11 protein-coding genes are annotated in these 15,967 nt (G+C 48.3%); 10 read left to right on the top strand and 1 reads right to left on the bottom strand.

Annotation, left to right across the window (positions count from 1 at the left end; genetic code table 11):
* Positions 1-149: 149 nt before the first annotated feature.
* From QP339_RS07380 to QP339_RS07370, 3 genes are all read left to right on the top strand, one after another.
* Complete coding sequence (locus QP339_RS07380; RefSeq protein ID WP_284911003.1) at positions 150-1,223, top strand: threonine aldolase family protein; 1,074 nt, start codon at positions 150-152, stop codon at positions 1,221-1,223.
* A 35-nt stretch (positions 1,224-1,258) separates the two neighbouring features.
* Positions 1,259-2,245, top strand: a complete 987-nt coding sequence (locus QP339_RS07375) for an alpha/beta hydrolase (RefSeq protein WP_284911002.1) — start codon at positions 1,259-1,261, stop codon at positions 2,243-2,245.
* 79 nt (positions 2,246-2,324) lie between these two features.
* Complete coding sequence (locus QP339_RS07370; protein ID WP_284911001.1) at positions 2,325-2,894, top strand: YdcF family protein; 570 nt, start codon at positions 2,325-2,327, stop codon at positions 2,892-2,894.
* 179 nt (positions 2,895-3,073) lie between these two features.
* Here QP339_RS07370 and QP339_RS07365 read toward each other — a convergent pair whose 3' ends face one another.
* Positions 3,074-3,679 (bottom strand): SOS response-associated peptidase, encoded by a 606-nt coding sequence (locus QP339_RS07365; protein WP_284911000.1) that lies wholly within the window; start codon positions 3,677-3,679, stop codon positions 3,074-3,076.
* 114 nt (positions 3,680-3,793) lie between these two features.
* Here QP339_RS07365 and QP339_RS07360 point away from each other — a divergent pair, with 114 nt between their 5' ends.
* From QP339_RS07360 to QP339_RS07330, 7 genes are all read left to right on the top strand, one after another.
* Positions 3,794-4,321 carry a hypothetical protein gene (locus tag QP339_RS07360; RefSeq protein ID WP_284910999.1) on the top strand — a complete coding sequence of 176 codons (528 nt, stop codon included), beginning with the start codon at positions 3,794-3,796 and terminating at the stop codon, positions 4,319-4,321.
* 243 nt (positions 4,322-4,564) lie between these two features.
* On the top strand, positions 4,565-5,815 hold the full coding sequence (locus QP339_RS07355; protein WP_284910998.1) for a YkvI family membrane protein: 1,251 nt from the start codon (positions 4,565-4,567) through the stop codon (positions 5,813-5,815).
* Between the two features lie 159 nt (positions 5,816-5,974).
* Positions 5,975-6,820, top strand: coding sequence for a MetQ/NlpA family ABC transporter substrate-binding protein (locus tag QP339_RS07350; RefSeq protein ID WP_284910997.1), 846 nt, complete (start codon positions 5,975-5,977; stop codon positions 6,818-6,820).
* A gap of 435 nt (positions 6,821-7,255) precedes the next feature.
* Positions 7,256-8,092 (top strand): MetQ/NlpA family ABC transporter substrate-binding protein, encoded by an 837-nt coding sequence (locus tag QP339_RS07345; RefSeq protein ID WP_284910996.1) that lies wholly within the window; start codon positions 7,256-7,258, stop codon positions 8,090-8,092.
* 23 nt (positions 8,093-8,115) lie between these two features.
* On the top strand, positions 8,116-8,949 hold the full coding sequence (locus QP339_RS07340) for a MetQ/NlpA family ABC transporter substrate-binding protein (protein WP_284910995.1): 834 nt from the start codon (positions 8,116-8,118) through the stop codon (positions 8,947-8,949).
* Between the two features lie 16 nt (positions 8,950-8,965).
* Positions 8,966-10,174, top strand: coding sequence for a M20 family metallopeptidase (locus tag QP339_RS07335; RefSeq protein WP_284910994.1), 1,209 nt, complete (start codon positions 8,966-8,968; stop codon positions 10,172-10,174).
* A 340-nt stretch (positions 10,175-10,514) separates the two neighbouring features.
* On the top strand, positions 10,515-15,967 hold a 5,453-nt coding region (locus tag QP339_RS07330; protein WP_284910993.1), incomplete at its 3' end, for a Rib/alpha-like domain-containing protein.

Here is a 15,967-nt window from a genome sequence, read left to right as displayed (position 1 = left end):
AACATGAATTGCGTGAAAATTCTGTTCTAAGCTCTTGTGAATAAAGTTTTTTTTATGATAGAAGAGTAAAAAACTGATTAGACATCCTATTATTTATACATATAATTTTAAGAAAAGGAATTAAAACTTAAAATGAGAGGTGGCTCAATATGTTTTCTTTTGCCTGTGATTATTTAGAGGGGGCACATGAACGCTTGCTCAGTCGTCTGATGGAAAATAACCGTGACCAAGTGCCAGGCTATGGGCAGGACCCTTATACGCATCAGGCGGTCCAAGCCATCCGGCGTGCTTGTGCTTGCCCTGAAGCAGAAGTTTATTTTACGGTAGGAGGGACCCAGACCAATAAGCTGGTAATTGATAGCCTGCTGACGGACTACCGCGGGGTGGTGGCGGCAGATACCGCCCATATCAACACCCAGGAGACCGGGGCTGTTGAATCCTGTGGCCATAAGATCCTAAGCTTAGCGAATGACCAGGGTAAACTGTCAGCTGACCAGCTCCAGGCCTATCTGCAAGCCTTTGAAGCTAATCCCAACCGCGCCCACATGGTGGCTCCGGGCATGGTCTACATCACTTATCCAAGTGAACTCGGCACCCTCTACTCTAAAGCAGACTTGCAGGCCATCTACCAGGTCTGCCAGGCCCACGACCTACCCCTCTACATTGACGGGGCCCGGCTCGGCTACGGCCTGATGAGTCCCGAAGCCGACCTGACTCTGGCTGAATTGGCTCACTTGTGCGATGTTTTCTATATTGGGGCCAACAAGATCGGTGCCCTCTGTGGGGAAGCTGTAGTCTTTAGCCAGAGGAAAGCACCGGCCTATTTCCCCGCCCTGGTGAAAAAACATGGGGGCTTGGTCGCCAAGGGTCGCCTGCTCGGCATCCAATTTGAGGAATTATTTAAGGATGGCCTCTACTTTGACCTGAGCCGGCATGCGGTCAAGCAGGGCCTGACTGTCAAAGAAATATTTGCGGAGGCGGGCTATAGCTTCTATACAGATTCCTATACCAACCAACAATTTGTCTGCCTGTCGCCAGCAGAAGCCGAGCGCTTGGCTGATTATGTCGGCTTTAGCGTCTGGAATCCAGACCTTGATGGCCAAGTGGTCCTCCGCTTTGTCACCAGCTGGGCCACGACGGATGCCGCACTTGAAGAGCTCCGCGATGCCCTCAAGCAAATTGCTATTAATAAAAAGTTTGAAGAGCGAGCCTTAATTGTTTAAAATATAAATTATTAAACAATATAAGGAGCGATCAGTTGAAAGAAAAAAGAAGAAAAGGCTGCCTGTACGGTCTAGTCATAATTTTGCTTCTCTTGGGCTTGGCTACTTATGGGGTGGGCTCTTATTTCGTTAATTATGCCCTGGTTCCCCAGCAAGGGGCAGAGAAGCGTGAAGAAGTGGTTGATCGGTCAGCGGGCCAATTGGCGATTGATCGGGCCCGGGATAAGGAAGAAGAAGAGCGGGCGATTTGGTTAGACCAAGTAGGTGAGCGACGCCAACCGGTGACCATCCAGTCAACTGACGGCTTGAAGCTCTACGGCCACCAGATTAAGCAGGACAAAGCCAGTCAGCGCTGGGTAATTATTGTCCATGGCTACCAGTCCAGTGAAGACGAGTCTAATCTGTTGGCCAGGCACTTCGATGAGGCCGGCTATAATGTTTTGACCTACAGTCAACGTGCCCATGCGCCCAGCCAAGGCAAGTATATTGGGATGGGCTACTTTGAGAAGGACGACCTCTTGGCTTGGACCAAGTGGCTGATCCAGGAAAATCCAGACGCGGAGATTGTCTACCATGGCACTTCTATGGGTGGGGCAAGTGTCTTGATGGCCTCGGGTTTGGAGCTTCCCAAGCAAGTTAAGGCCATTGTCTCGGACTGTGCCTATAGCTCAACTTGGGATATCTTTGCCTCAGAATTGAAATGGCGCTTTAATCTCCCAGCCTTTCCTGTCCTCTATATGGCGGAATTCATGGGCCGGCTCCAGGCGGGCTACGATATCCGCTGGGCTGAACCCAAGGACTATGTGGCTAAGAGTGAATTGCCCATTCTCTTTATCCATACCGAAAAAGATGACTTCGTGCCAGTGGAAATGGCCCACCAACTCTATGCCAGTAAGAAGCAGGGACCTAAAGAACTCTTCCTCCTGCCAAATGGAGGCCATGCCGAAGCTAAGTTCCAGCCAGGCTATTATGAACGGATTGAGGCGTTTTTGGTGAATTATTTAAGCTCAGGCAGGGATTAAAAGGCTCTTGGAGAGCTAAAATAAGCAAAGTATTCGGAAACTTGCTAGAATAGGGCAAGCGCTGAAAGGAGGGCTTGTCGTGTTGTATCTGGGAATCGGATTTCTTGCTATCTTATTAATGATTGCCCGCCTAGTCTATCTCTATTATCATTTGGACACCGGCCAAACACCCCAGCTGGCTGATATTATTCTGGTGGCTGAGGGGCCGGCACCTGAACGGAGTGACCAGGCTGTGGATCTCTTAAGGGCGGGCTACAGCCAGACGGGCTATCTCTTGGTGTCGCCCCGCCATGCGCGTGAAGATTTTGATATCTTTCCCACTTATGTGAAGAAGGGGGCGCCGCCGGAGAGTCTAGTGGCCGAAGACCAGGCGACTTCCACCTGGACCAATGCGGTGAACAGCCTCGCTATCATGGCCGACCGAGGCTGGACCAGTGCCAATGTGGTGACTAGCGACTACCATATGCGTCGGACTATGCTGACCTTCCGCCGGGCCAACCGCCAGTATGGCTTTGACCTGACTTTTGTCAGTGCCCACCGGGATGGCCACGGCTACCGGGCAACCCCCAATGGCCGCCGCATGGCCCGGATGGAAGTCCTGAAGTGGATCGGCTACCGCCTCTACCTCTACCACTGGATTGATTGGTAGACCATATTAAGAATTAACCATAAGAAAAGCAACTGGCGTTATCAGTCCAGTTGCTTTTTGTGATTAGTCATTTTTTCAAAGGAGTTGATTGGACATGAAAGAATAATCTCCATAACAGCTACTTTTGAGCAAAAGTGAAACGGATGCTCATAATACAATGTGATAAAAGTGATTCTCTCTTATTCTAAGTCCAGGGTGACCAAGTGGCTGAGACGGTCGGGGCTGTCCTTTTGCATGGCGAGTTCGGGGGCTTGGCCCTGGTAGTTGGAGGCGTAGTCCCAGTCATTGAGCCAGGCGCGGAGGTCTTCTTGGTGGATGAAATAGGGCATGCGCTGGTGGACGCGGCCGACAACCTGGTCAGCAGCCCGGGTCATGAGGACTGCCTGGGCCTGGCTTAGGCCATCTGCTTGCGGAAGAACCTGGTAGCAGCCACCCACGAAGAGGACCTCGCTGGCTGAGAAGAGGAAGCGGGTCTTGTCGGCCGACCACTCATAGAAGGCGGACATGGGGAAGATGCAGCGGCGGTAGCGGAAGGCCTGGGCAAAGGCTAGCTTATCGTTGATGCTTTCCGACCGGGCATTGATAAGAAGCTGTTTTTTCTTGAAACCATCAAAGCCCCAGCGCATACTGGCTACCCGGACCTTGGCTTGGGGGTCCAGACCCAGGCAGACCACCTCTTGGCCGGGATAGACTGTGCCTGTCGCAGCCGCGCTTTCCTGGCTCAACTTCCTGTAGAAGTGGGCCAAGAGGGGGTCCTTGAGCTGGTATTCATAGCGTCCGCACATGGAATCGCTCCTTTCCTTTATTTAATCATAACACAGTTTTTCTTTTACATAATAATTAACAAAATGTTACAAGTGTGTTACAATGAGGGTAAGAAGGACAGAGGAGGGATCCCCATGAAAAAGAGTGTTATTGCCAGTGTTGGACTCGCCGCTTTACTGGTGGCCCTCAATGCGCCAAATGCAACGGCTAGTCAATCGCTCGTAGAAATGAATCCGAATGAAGCCAGTCAAGCCTTTATTAAAGAAATTCCAGTCATCAATCAATTGACCGCAGCTCCCCACATTGTCGATATTCGAACCAGTGTCCAAGATATCGCACCAGTTCAAGCCCGTCAAAACCAGGAGATTGCAGCTATCCAACCAGCAAGAGCTCCTGAACAAAACTTACAGCCCACTAAGCCGGCTCCAGCAAGACAAAGGGAAGCTGAACCGATGGAAGAAAAGGCTCCAGCAACCCAAAAGAGCTATCTGATGGGCCCAAGCCAAGATCCTGAGACCGGCCGGACCCAGTACGACTACCGGGTCGATAGCCCCGATGGTCGGGTATCTCATTTGGAAGGTCTCTACCAAGTTGACGAAGCAACAGGCCAGGTCTACCAGATGGATATGCTGACTGGACGATGGGTCTTGCTTGAAGACTAGGACCAGTTTTGTTAGGTTAACGAAATAGATGCTCACCAATGTAAGGTAATAAAATTTGATTAATCGAGGAGTACAATAATTGTACTCCTTTTTCATTGGTACAAAGCTTAAGATAAGCTTAACAATAGGCTTTATTCTTACTTTATAAGCTTAAATCGCATTTGGCTATCTATAAAAAACATAAAATATGCATCTGCATTAATTTTCCTTATAATAGTAAACAGTGTAAGGAAAGGAAGGAATATGAATACATTTAAAAGTATGGTAAAAATTGGTCTCGCCTATCTCGGCGTGATCATCGGAGCAGGTTTTGCCTCTGGGCAAGAAATGTTCCAGTATTTTGTAAGTTTTGGTAAAATGGGGATTTGGGGATTGGTTATCTCCTCTATTCTCTTTATTGTTGGAGGGATCGTCCTCTTGCAATTCGGGAGCTACTACAAGGTCCAGGAGCACAGTGAGGTATTTAACCACATCTCATCACCATTTATTTCCAAAGTGATTGATTTCTTAATCAATATGACACTCTTTTGTACTGGTTTTATTATGATTGCTGGGGCAGGGACCAACCTCAACCAGCAATTCAACTGGCCAATTTGGGCCGGGGCGCTCCTAGTCTCAGCCTTGGTCATTGTGACTGGTTTTATGGATGTGGATAAAGTAACGGGCTTGATCGGGATGGTGACGCCCTTTGTGATTGTCTTCTTGCTCGGGATCTTTATTCATACCCTCAATACAATGCCGATTCCCTATGAGGAAGCCATGGCGACGGCAGCTGCCCAAGCGACGACCCTGCCGAACTGGTTGATCTCTACTTTGAACTATACCAGCTTGGCTCTGATGCTAGCCATTTCTATGGCGGTGGTCATTGGGGGCGAGGAATATAGTCCTAAGCAAGCAGGACTCGGTGGCCTCTTTGGTGGGGTCCTCGTCGGCGGCTTACTTTTTGCTTCCTTCTTCTCAATCAGTTTGAATATCGACGGGGTTCTCGGCTCTTCTATGCCGCTATTGACCCTCTTCGATAATTTAGACCCAAGATTGGGAGTGGCTATGGCCATTATCATCTTCGGGATGATCTACAATACGGCTATCGGGATGTACTACGCCTTGGCCAAACGGGTTTCCCGGTCAAAACCAGAAAACTTTACTCGGAATATGATCATCTTGGTTGGGATCGGCTTCGTGCTTTCCTTCGCCGGTTTTGATACCTTAGTGGCCTATCTCTATCCCTTCATCGGCTATTGCGGTTTCTTCGTGATTGCCCTTCTAATTATCCAGTGGGCGATTCGTTACCGCCACATCCACCGGGAAATCCAGGTGCGTGATGAGTTGATTAAGATGGAAGTGAACCGCCAAGATGAGGATTATGAATTTGGCCGGGAAGAAGCGGCTGACATGCGGGCCCTCTACGATGAATCACGGGTCGATAACAAGGAACTCTATGATGAAGTGACCGAACTCGGTCAGACGATGACAGATGACGCAGAGGATAACTAATACTTACACGCAAGAGAAGTCCCGGTGTGGGCTTCTTTTTGTTTATCTAAAGCTTTTTCTCCGCTCTTGTTCCTAGGGCCTGGTCGTGCTAAGATATTCCTAGCAAAATGCGCTGCCTAGCCTAAAGAAGGGGCAGGGGAACTTATGAGGAGGAAGACAATGAAGGGGTATAAAGCACTCTTGATGCTGTTTTTGCTTGCTTTGATCACTTTGACCGGCTGTACTAGTCTGCACCTGGAAAGTGGGAAGCTACCGTCCAGCTCTGCCGAGGATGACCAGACAAGGATTCGCCTAGGGATCATGGGGGATGATACCCGCCTGTGGGAGCCCGTCCAAAAGCGTCTCAAGGCGGAAGGGATTGAGCTAGACCTGGTTAAGATAATGACCTATGACCAAGCCAACAAGGATCTATTAGCTGGCCGTATCGATGCTAATGCCAGTCAAACGCTAGCCTATCTGGACGACTTTAATGGGGACCGCAAGTCCCAACTGGCCCCTATTGCCCATACGATGCTCAGCCCCCTTGGCCTCTATTCCCATGAGGTCGACAACTTGTATGGTCTCAGGGACAAGGCGCGGATTGTTATTCCCAAGGACCCGACCAATGCCGGACGGGCTCTGAACTTGTTGGAGGCTGCCGGTTTAATTACCCTCAAGGAGACCCTAGAAACTTATCCCACTTTAAAAGATATCCAGGATAACCCTAAGGAATTCAAGATTGAACAAGTGGAAGCTTCGAAGACACCACCTAAATTGACCGATGCCGATGCGGTAGTCATTAATACCAACTTTGCCTTGGATGCCAAGATGGACCCCCTTAAAGAGGCCTTGGTCCGCGAAGACTTGACAGAAGAAGAGGCGGCAGCCTATAGCCAAGTGATTGCGGTGAGAGAGGACGAGGCTAGCGATCCCCGTTACCGGAAGCTGGTGGAAGCCTTCCAAGTAGCTGATATGAAAGCTCTGATCCAAGAGACCAGCAGGGGAGCCAGCCAGGCAGCCTGGTAAGTTTAGCTGAAGCTATGCGATCGGCTAAGCCTTTTAGTCATCATTTGATATCGGTATAAGCGATCATAAATGATGAATTTTTGATATCGTGGCCTAGCTTGTTTCCAACAGCTAGCCTATGTTAGACTAAATCTATCATTAATAAAGAGTTCTCGTTGATAAGGAGAGTAAATCTTTCGAACTTTTTAGAGAGGCCCTGGTGGTGGAAGGGGCTAAGTGAAGGAAGATTGAAGATGGCCTTGGAGAGAGGAAGGGCAATCAGAGTTCTTCCCGGCTTAGCTCAGTCGCTAATTGGAGCACCATTCACTTAATAATAGTGGTTGGGTTAAGGGAGCTGAGGCTCTGAATTAAAGGTGGTAACACGATACGTCGTCCTTTGTCTGGTGATAAACCGGGCAGGGGACTTTTTTATTGGAAAGATAAGGAGCGGTTCATATGAAGAGATGGACGAAAGCACTGGTCATTGGGGCGACTGCCCTCCTAGGTCTGACCGCCTGCGCTAACGGGAGCCAAGGCGCTCAGAAAAAGATAGAGACCGTTAAATTAGGCTTGGTCGGAGACGACACCAGGGAATGGGATATTGCCAAGGAGACCCTAGCTGACCAAGGGATTAACTTAGAATATGTCAAGTTCTCAGATTACAACCAGCCCAACCAGGCCCTAGCCCAAGGAGAGGTGGACCTCAACGCCTTCCAGACCAAGGTCTACTTGAATAACTTCAATGAACAGTATGGGGCGGATTTAGTAGGGATTGGGAATACAGTAGTGACCCCATTAGCTATCTATTCCAACAAGTATGACAAGATTGAGGATCTACCGGATGGGGCCAAGGTGTCAATCCCTAACGATGTGACCATGGGCGGGCGCTCGCTCATTCTCCTCGAATCAGCGGGTCTGATCGAAGTCGACGATGCAGCTGGGATTACGCCAACCCTCAGTGACATCACTAAGAATGACAAGAATCTTCAGATCGAAGAGATGGATGCCTCACAGACCCCACGCTCTTTAGGGGATGTGGATATTGCTCTGATCAATTCCAACTATGCCGTAGAAGCAGGGCTTAACCCTAAGATTGACGGGATCTTCACCGAACCGATTAATGAGAAGTCAGAACCCTATGTCAATGTTGTCGCCGCCCGTAAAGAAGATGCAGATAATGCCATTTACGCCAAGGTGGTTGACGCCTATCAGACCGATGAAACAGCCAAAGTTATCGATGAAATCGGCAAAGGAGTCAACATTGCCGCCTGGAAAGAATTTGGAAAGAAATAAGCAAATAGAAAGAAGTGAATAAAATGAATAAATGGACTAAAACAGTAATCATTGGACTGACTGCTCTCCTAGGTCTCACCGCCTGTGGGAATGGCCAGGAAGCTAAGCAAGAGACGGAAACAGTAAAACTCGGCCTCGTGGGGGATGATACCAGAGACTGGGACAGTGTCCGTGACCGCTTGGCAGATGAAGGAATTAAGCTAGAATACGTCAAATTCTCAGACTATAACCAGCCTAACCAGGCTCTAGCCCAGGGAGCTGTTGACCTCAATGCCTTCCAGCACCAGGTCTTCCTGGATAAGTTTAACGAACAATTTGGGACAGACTTAGTTGCGATTGGGAATACAGTGGTTGCTCCACTCGCTATTTATTCCAATAAGATTGATAAGATCGAGGACTTGGCAGATGGGGCCAAGGTAGCTATCCCGAATGACGTGACCAATGGAGGTCGGGCTCTCATCCTCTTAGAATCAGCTGGTCTAATTGAAGTGGACGACGCCGCTGGAATCACCCCGACCTTGAATGACATCACGAAAAACGATAAGAACTTGCAGATTGAAGAAATGGATGCCTCACAAACCCCTCGAGCCCTCGGTGATGTGGACATTGCCCTCGTGAACTCAGGCTATGCTGTCGATGCGGGTTTGGATCCTAAGACGGATGCCCTCTTTACCGAGCCAGTCGACGAACGGTCAAAACCCTATGTCAATATCGTTGCTGCTCGTAAAGAAGACAAGGACAATCCGGTCTATGCAAAAGTAGTAGACAGCTATCAAACAGATGAGACCAAGAAAGTCATTGATGAGAAGAGTAAAGGCGCTAATCTAGCAGCCTGGGAAGAATTCGGTAAAAAATAAGAAAGGAGCCTGCCTGATGACAGCAGACCAGTTGAAAGAACAGATTGTAGACTTCGTCGACCAACACTTGACGACCTACCAGGAGAACGCTCTCCGTATCCATAGCCAACCAGAGACCTCTAACCATGAGTACTTTGCCCAGGATGTCTTGACCAAGCAATTGGAGGCTGAGGGCTTTAACGTAAAGCGGGATGTTGCCGGCCATCCGACCGGCTTCGATGCCCGCTACCAAGCCGCTAAGGAAGGGCCAGTTCTGGCTTTTCTGGCAGAATTTGATGCCTTAGAGGGGCTGGGCCATGGTTGTGGCCACAACCTCTTCGGCAATTATTCAAGCTTGGCCGCTGCTGCCCTGAAGTCTGTGATTGACCAAGTTGGTGGTGAGATCCGGGTCTATGGGACGCCGGGAGAAGAAGGGGGCGAGAATGGCTCGGCCAAGGAAAGTTTTGTCCGTGAGGGTTTCTTCGATGATGTCGATGCCGCCCTCTGCGCCCATCCGGGATCGAGCAAGCATATTCCCACCAGCCATCTCCTAGCCAATGACCCCGTAGACATTGAGTTCTTCGGCAAGTCCTCCCACGCCACGGCCGCACCCGAAGACGGCATTTCTGCCCTTAGCCCCTTGATCCAGACCTTTGTCGGGATCGACGCCCTCCGCTTCCACCTACCCAAGGACGTCAGCATCCACGGCGTTATCCTGGACGGGGGTCAGGCGGCCAATGTGGTACCGGATTACAGCAGGGGCCGCTTTTATATCCGGGCTAAGAACCGGAAGACTCTAGACGAGGTCCGCGAGAAGGTCAAGCGGATTGCGGAAGGCGCTGCCCATGGGACAGGAGCTGAGCTCAAGTTCGGCCTCTTCCAGAACAAGGTGGACGATATGATCATTACTGAGAGTTTCGACCGCCTCTTCTTCAGGCAGATCGCCTGGGCTGGACTGACAACAGACGACATCGGGGAAGCTGACAGCCAGGCTCACGGTTCGTCTGATGTGGGCAATGTCAGCTATGCCGTACCAACTATCCAGCCCTTCCTCGCTATCTCCAAGGAAAACATTCCTGGACATTCTCAGGCCTTGGTGGATGCGGCAGCTTCTGAAGAAGGGCTGGATTCGATTCGCATCGCAGCCATCCTCCTAGCTTGCACTGCCCTCGACTTGATTCTAGAACCAGACACCCTAGCCCAAATCCAAGCCGACCACAAGGAAAGCCTGGCACGAGGCAATTAAGCCACTTGGTAAGGAAGATCATTTCCTGCTTATTTAAGCAGGAGGTGGTCTTTTTATTCGTTAAGGGAAGAACATTTTGATTTATTTATTAGCAAATGATGATAAAAATTATAATAATAAAAACAAAATGGAATACAAAATTACCTGTTTTTAGTACAAAAAGGAATTTTTTTTAGTGTTTCATAGAAGAAAAATATAATAATTTGAAACTATAATTATTTTTTGCTTAAATGGTTATAACTGCCCGTGATGATCACATTGGCGGTCATTTTTAAGTCTAAAGTACTTAAGCATTTATTATGTCTATTCGTGAGTTTTTATAAGAAAAGAAGGAGAGTCTATGAAGAGAAAGTTTAGACATGGCGACTTTTTGGAGACGGAACGCAAGACCCGTGTCAAACTTCATAAGTCAGGGAAGAACTGGGTTAGTACTTGCCTGTCGAAGTTTGGCCTTTTGCGTTTCTTTGGCAGCCAAGAAGTTGTCGAAAATGTTGAAATTTCACAAGACCTTGACCTCGGCGGCCAGGGCCACTTGTTCAAGGGGCTAACCACCTTGGGAGCCCTAGTTGGTGGGGCTGGATTAACGTCCGCCCAGGTCTCTGCGGATGAACTCCCCACAGAGAAGACCTATGAGAAGGAAACCCTAGCTGAAGCAGAAACAGCAGAACTATCGGCTGGATCTGAAGCACCAGACCAAGATATAGTGAGTGAAACAGCAACTGGTCAAGAAGATGAAGCATCTTTAAGCGAATCTGCTTCCATCAGCGAATCGCTCTCAATTAGTGAATCACTGTCAATTTCTGTGAGCGAGTCGGCTTCTATCAGTGCCTCAGAATCTGAATCCGCTTCAGCCAGTGGATCAAGCTCTGACGCGGCTAGTTTGTCTGAAAGTGCGGAAACTTCGACTTCTGAAGGATACAAAGCGAGTAAGTCTGAATCAGAGGCAAGTTCTGAAACTGAAACAAGTGATAAGGCAGCTGGAGACAGTCAATCTGCCGATGAAGCAAGCCGTGAAACCGTTCTAGAAGACCAGTCCGCCGCTGATCAAGCACCACAAGCTCAGGCTCAAACACGTCTTGAAGCGGGAACAAGCAGCCAGGTCTTTAATGTGGACCAGGCTCGTTTTGACCTGGATACAGCAGTCAATCCAGTCATTGCCCAGAATGGTGCGGAAGTAACTGCTCTGGCTGGTGCAGCAAGTGTTCAAGCCAATGGTAAGACCCAGGACGAAGCGGCACGTGAAGATGAGAATCTCCAAGCAGGTTTAGAACGTTCGACTGCCCAAGAAGATGACCGCAGCCAAGCAGGTTACTATGCAGCTGTAAGCAATCTCGCAGGCAATAAGGCACAGGTCAAGGAAGACCTAGAAAAAGCTCTAGCTCATAATGATGGAGCAGCTAGTGATTTAGCTTTCTACAAGTCTCGAATCGACGCTGCCAACACCATTGAAGAAATTGGTGCGGTAGTCAAAGAAGCTCAAACAAAATATCCTGCGGCTAATGTAGAGCCTCAAGAGGAAACCGCTGAAGAAAAAGCGCAGAAGGAAGCGGAACTTAATCGCATCAAAGAGTCTGCTAAAGCGAGCGCCAAGACCATCCTAGACGCACGAACCCAGGCGACTAATTCGCAAACAACTAGCGCTGACCCCGCTCATGTGGCAGCTGTTCAAGCTAGGATTGATGAGGCTAAGTCCGCTGCAGAGATCGATAAGATTATCTCTGACCTCAACGATTCAACCACAGCGGATACGATCTTGACAACAAAGACCGACCAAGATGGCCGGAAATACTTTGAAGATATGGATACGGGTAAGAAGTATTATCTGGAGCCTAACTGGAATGAAGATTCCATTAAGGGTCAAAATTCCATGCGTTGGGAATTGGAACCTGGACAACAATTAAGACTCATCAATAACCCATCCGAACCCCTGAGTGTCCAACAGCTGAAATATAAAGGCTTCCATGAGACAGCTGATGGGGACCAAGTGATTGATATGATGTATACCCACACCCCGCGTTCAGCTTACGCTTGGAATCGACTTAATCTAAGAATTTCTGACGACCTGCAAAAACGGATCGACTGGACCAAGTCTTACTATGAAGACCGAAATGGAAAGGTATATCGCTTTACAAACGGAACTTACGCTAACGATAAGATCTTAATGATGAATGATATCGAGACCGGAACGGAGACCAAGCGCTCACCTATCCGCCTCTATTTGCGGGACAATGTGACCCGAGAAGAATTGGATAACATTGACACGACGATCCAGGCTCGGCTTCTCGATCGTAACGGGAATGTTTACACTAAGTTTATGGGTGGTACAGATGATTCCAACATGAATTTAACCGGCTATGGGTCCTATACCCAGTCCGTGACTATTCCTAAGACGACTTCCACTAACCTAAAGACAGGGCTTAATCCTTACCTGCAGATTAAGTCTTCTGTCGACCAGGCCCCAGATTTTGTGTCCAGCCAAAATACGGTTTCTTACAATCCGTCTGAAAACAAGCTCTATGTGGCGAGTCAATTCCACAAGAAGGATACTAATAACCGAAATGAGAATCTCAACGGACAATCCATTGCCTATCGCTTAGCTTTCGATAAGGAATTATTGGATGTGTTAAAAGAAGATGACAATGGTTATATCGGTTATGTTGAGCCTTCTATCACTTCAGGAATGAAGGGCGCCGTTAATCCAAATGATGTCCGCACAGGATTCACTCGACGCCAGGTCAATGTGGTAGGAGACATGGCCTATGTCATCTATGCACCTGAAGAGTTCGACACCAACGATGAAATCGGCCAGATTGTTTACACCAACAAGGGAACCCAAGGCTTTATCGATAATGTTTCGACTGAGCTATCAGGCCAACAATTTACCCTAACGACTTTGAATGTTGACTCAGACAACCTAAAGAAACTTTACCCAACCATCAATAACCAACAACCTGAAATGACTGCGATCTCAGTCCATACGGGTATGATCATTGAAAATGACCATGGGATTGACCGGGTGAAGATGAGAACAAATCAGGATGTTGTAGCTAGACAAGGGGATAAGATTGAAATCCGCTTTGCTAGACCAACTAACCAGGGTGTCAAACGGTCAGACTTGATCAATAGTGAGATCCTCTATTGGGCAGCTTCTGCTTCTAAATTAGCCATGAAAGCTGGCGAAGCGCCAATCATCGGTCACTTAGGGGTTTACCCAGCTTCCCGTGGTGCCAGAGGGTCGGATGCCCGCTACGACTTTGATGTCAATGCCAATAATACGGTTTATACCTATATCTTGCCTCATGACTTCAAGTTAGCCGCTGGATCCGATATTAGCCTTTATACCGGGGCCAACGGTAAACTAGTTAATAACAGCGGGGAAGTCTACATCAATGGTGTCAAGGTTGCCGAATTTGGTCAAGGTCAGGCTGAAACATCCTATGCCCCACGTTTAATCATCGGGACAGAAGTGAACTCTTCAGCCTTACTCGACAGAACCCAATACATGCCAGTCGTTAAGGACATGTATGACTTTGACAAGGTGATTACCGGCTATACCTATGTGCCTAACCAATTAGTGGAAATTTCCTATATTGATGCTAACTCTGGCCAGACCCGTTATGTCCGTGCCATGTCAGGCAACACGGCAGAACCTGGTGCGACCTATACGGTGGAAGGCGACAAGACCTATCCAGAAGCAGGCAAGGGCTTGTATAAGTTTGAATATGCCATTCCGGATACAGACCGGGTAGTCAAGGATTCACCAATTGTGGCAAGATCCTTTAACTATCAAACAGCTAAAGACGTTGAAGAAAGAGCGCTTTCTGAAGATGAGGAAGCCATCCAAACATCTGTAGGTTCAGATGCGGTTATCGCTCGGGTTCTCATTCAGGTTACCTATGATCTCAACAATCCTAACGGAAGCTCTGCTCGTCGCGTGATGACCTACGCAGCGCCAGTAGAAACTAATGATGCAGCAGGCAACACGACAGCCATCGAGAACTCTGATGTTCCTCGTAACGAAGACTTCTCCAATGAAGTGGGCTACACCAACAACGGTCTTGAAGGCAATATGGCCAAGGATCCGACCTTGGAAGGTTACCGTTTCTTAGGCTGGAATACCGCTCAGGATGGTTCAGGAGAATACATTACTCGGGAAACCGCCTTCCAAAACTCAACCACCGTCTATGCCCAATGGCAAAAAGTTACCATGGCTGAAGAATTCGAGCCAGGTTATGACAATGTTTCTGTTGAAGAGGGTAAAGCTGACACCGTCGCTGCACCAACCTTCATCAAGAACGGTCAAGTGGCTCAGCCAGAAGTTAGCCAATTCACAACAAGCGAAGCAGGTGTCACCGTCAACGCTGACGGCTCAATCACTATCCCTGCAAGCTTTACTGAAGGCAAGGCTGGCCAAAAGGTTCAAATTCCAGTCACCATTACTTATGCGGATAACACAACAGATACCGTCAATGTCTATGTTGACATTACCCGCAAGCCTGAGAATGAACTCTATGATCCAACTGTAACACCAGTTGAGAAAGACTATGGTCAAGCGCCAAGTGAAGATGAAATCAAGAATGCGGTAACTGTACCTGATTACCAAGAAAACCCATCTTATCCAGGTAAAACGCCAACCGTAACGATTGATGATCCAAGTGCTTTACCAGACGGCAACACGCCAGGTGTTCATGAAGTTCCTGTAACTGTAACTTATCCAGATGGGACGACAGATCCAGCAACGGTAAAAGTGATTGTTGATAATCCAAACAATGAAACTTATCAACCAACTTACCCAACTGGACAAGTAGAATCAGGCGAAAACCCAACATCAACGACTGTAACTCCAAGCTTCAGTGGTGAAATTCCAAATGATCCAAACAATCCAACTGGTCCGAAGACCCATCAAGATAATGTGACACCACCAGCTGGTACAAGCTTTACTTTTGGGGATGGGAGTACGAACTGGACTGATCCGAACACTGGAGATACAGCAATGATCGATCCTAATACTGGTCAAGTGACCTTTACTCCGGGTAAGGGACGTCCTGAAGACGGTACGGTAACGATTCCTGTTGTGGTTAATTATCCAGATGGAACAAAAGATGATACTAAGGTTACAGTAAATGTGACGAAAGATAACAATAGTATTTCAAACAGTGAATCTGTTGTTCAATCTGAATCTCAGAGTGCTTCAACCTCAGCAGTTGAAGAGTCACAGTCAGTAAGTGCGTCACAAAGTGCTTCAACTTCAGCAGTAGAAGAATCACAGTCAGTGAGCGCGTCACAAAGTGCTTCAGCTTCAGCAGTAGAAGAATCACAGTCAGTGAGCGCGTCACAATCTGAGTCCAGCTCAGTAAGCGCCAGCCAATCTGAAAGCTCGTCAGTAAGTGCGTCACAATCTGAATCAAGCTCAGTATCTGCGAGTCAATCCGAAAGCTCGTCAGTAAGCGCATCACAGTCTGAGTCTAGTTCAGTGTCTGCAAGTCAATCTGCAAGCTCGTCAGTAAGTGCGTCACAATCTGAATCAAGCTCAGTGTCAGCGAGTCAATCTGAAAGCTCCTCAGTAAGTGCTTCGCAATCAGAGTCTAGCTCAGTATCTGCGAGTCAATCTGAAAGCTCGTCAGTAAGCGCATCACAATCTGAGTCCAGCTCAGTAAGCGCCAGCCAATCAGAAAGCTCGTCAGTAAGTGCTTCGCAGTCTGAGTCTAGCTCAGTGTCTGCAAGTCAATCCGAAAGCTCGTCAGTGAGTGCGTCACAATCTGAATCAAGCTCAGTGTCTGCAAGTCAATCTGA

Origin of the sequence: Aerococcus sp. UMB7834, from assembly GCF_030215145.1 — a bacterium.
Taxonomy (GTDB): domain Bacteria; phylum Bacillota; class Bacilli; order Lactobacillales; family Aerococcaceae; genus Aerococcus.
Note: the sequence above shows the minus strand (reverse complement) of the source record. Positions and strands in the feature narration are given on the sequence as shown.

Excerpts from the sequence above, each read along its gene's own strand:
- QP339_RS07380 (WP_284911003.1), top strand. The coding sequence starts at position 150 with ATGTTTTCTTTTGCCTGTGATTATTTAGAGGGGGCACATGAACGCTTG.
- QP339_RS07365 (WP_284911000.1), bottom strand. The coding sequence starts at position 3,679 with ATGTGCGGACGCTATGAATACCAGCTCAAGGACCCCCTCTTGGCCCAC.
- QP339_RS07360 (WP_284910999.1), top strand. The coding sequence starts at position 3,794 with ATGAAAAAGAGTGTTATTGCCAGTGTTGGACTCGCCGCTTTACTGGTG.
- QP339_RS07355 (WP_284910998.1), top strand. The coding sequence starts at position 4,565 with ATGAATACATTTAAAAGTATGGTAAAAATTGGTCTCGCCTATCTCGGC.
- QP339_RS07350 (WP_284910997.1), top strand. The coding sequence starts at position 5,975 with ATGAAGGGGTATAAAGCACTCTTGATGCTGTTTTTGCTTGCTTTGATC.
- QP339_RS07345 (WP_284910996.1), top strand. The coding sequence starts at position 7,256 with ATGAAGAGATGGACGAAAGCACTGGTCATTGGGGCGACTGCCCTCCTA.
- QP339_RS07340 (WP_284910995.1), top strand. The coding sequence starts at position 8,116 with ATGAATAAATGGACTAAAACAGTAATCATTGGACTGACTGCTCTCCTA.
- QP339_RS07335 (WP_284910994.1), top strand. The coding sequence starts at position 8,966 with ATGACAGCAGACCAGTTGAAAGAACAGATTGTAGACTTCGTCGACCAA.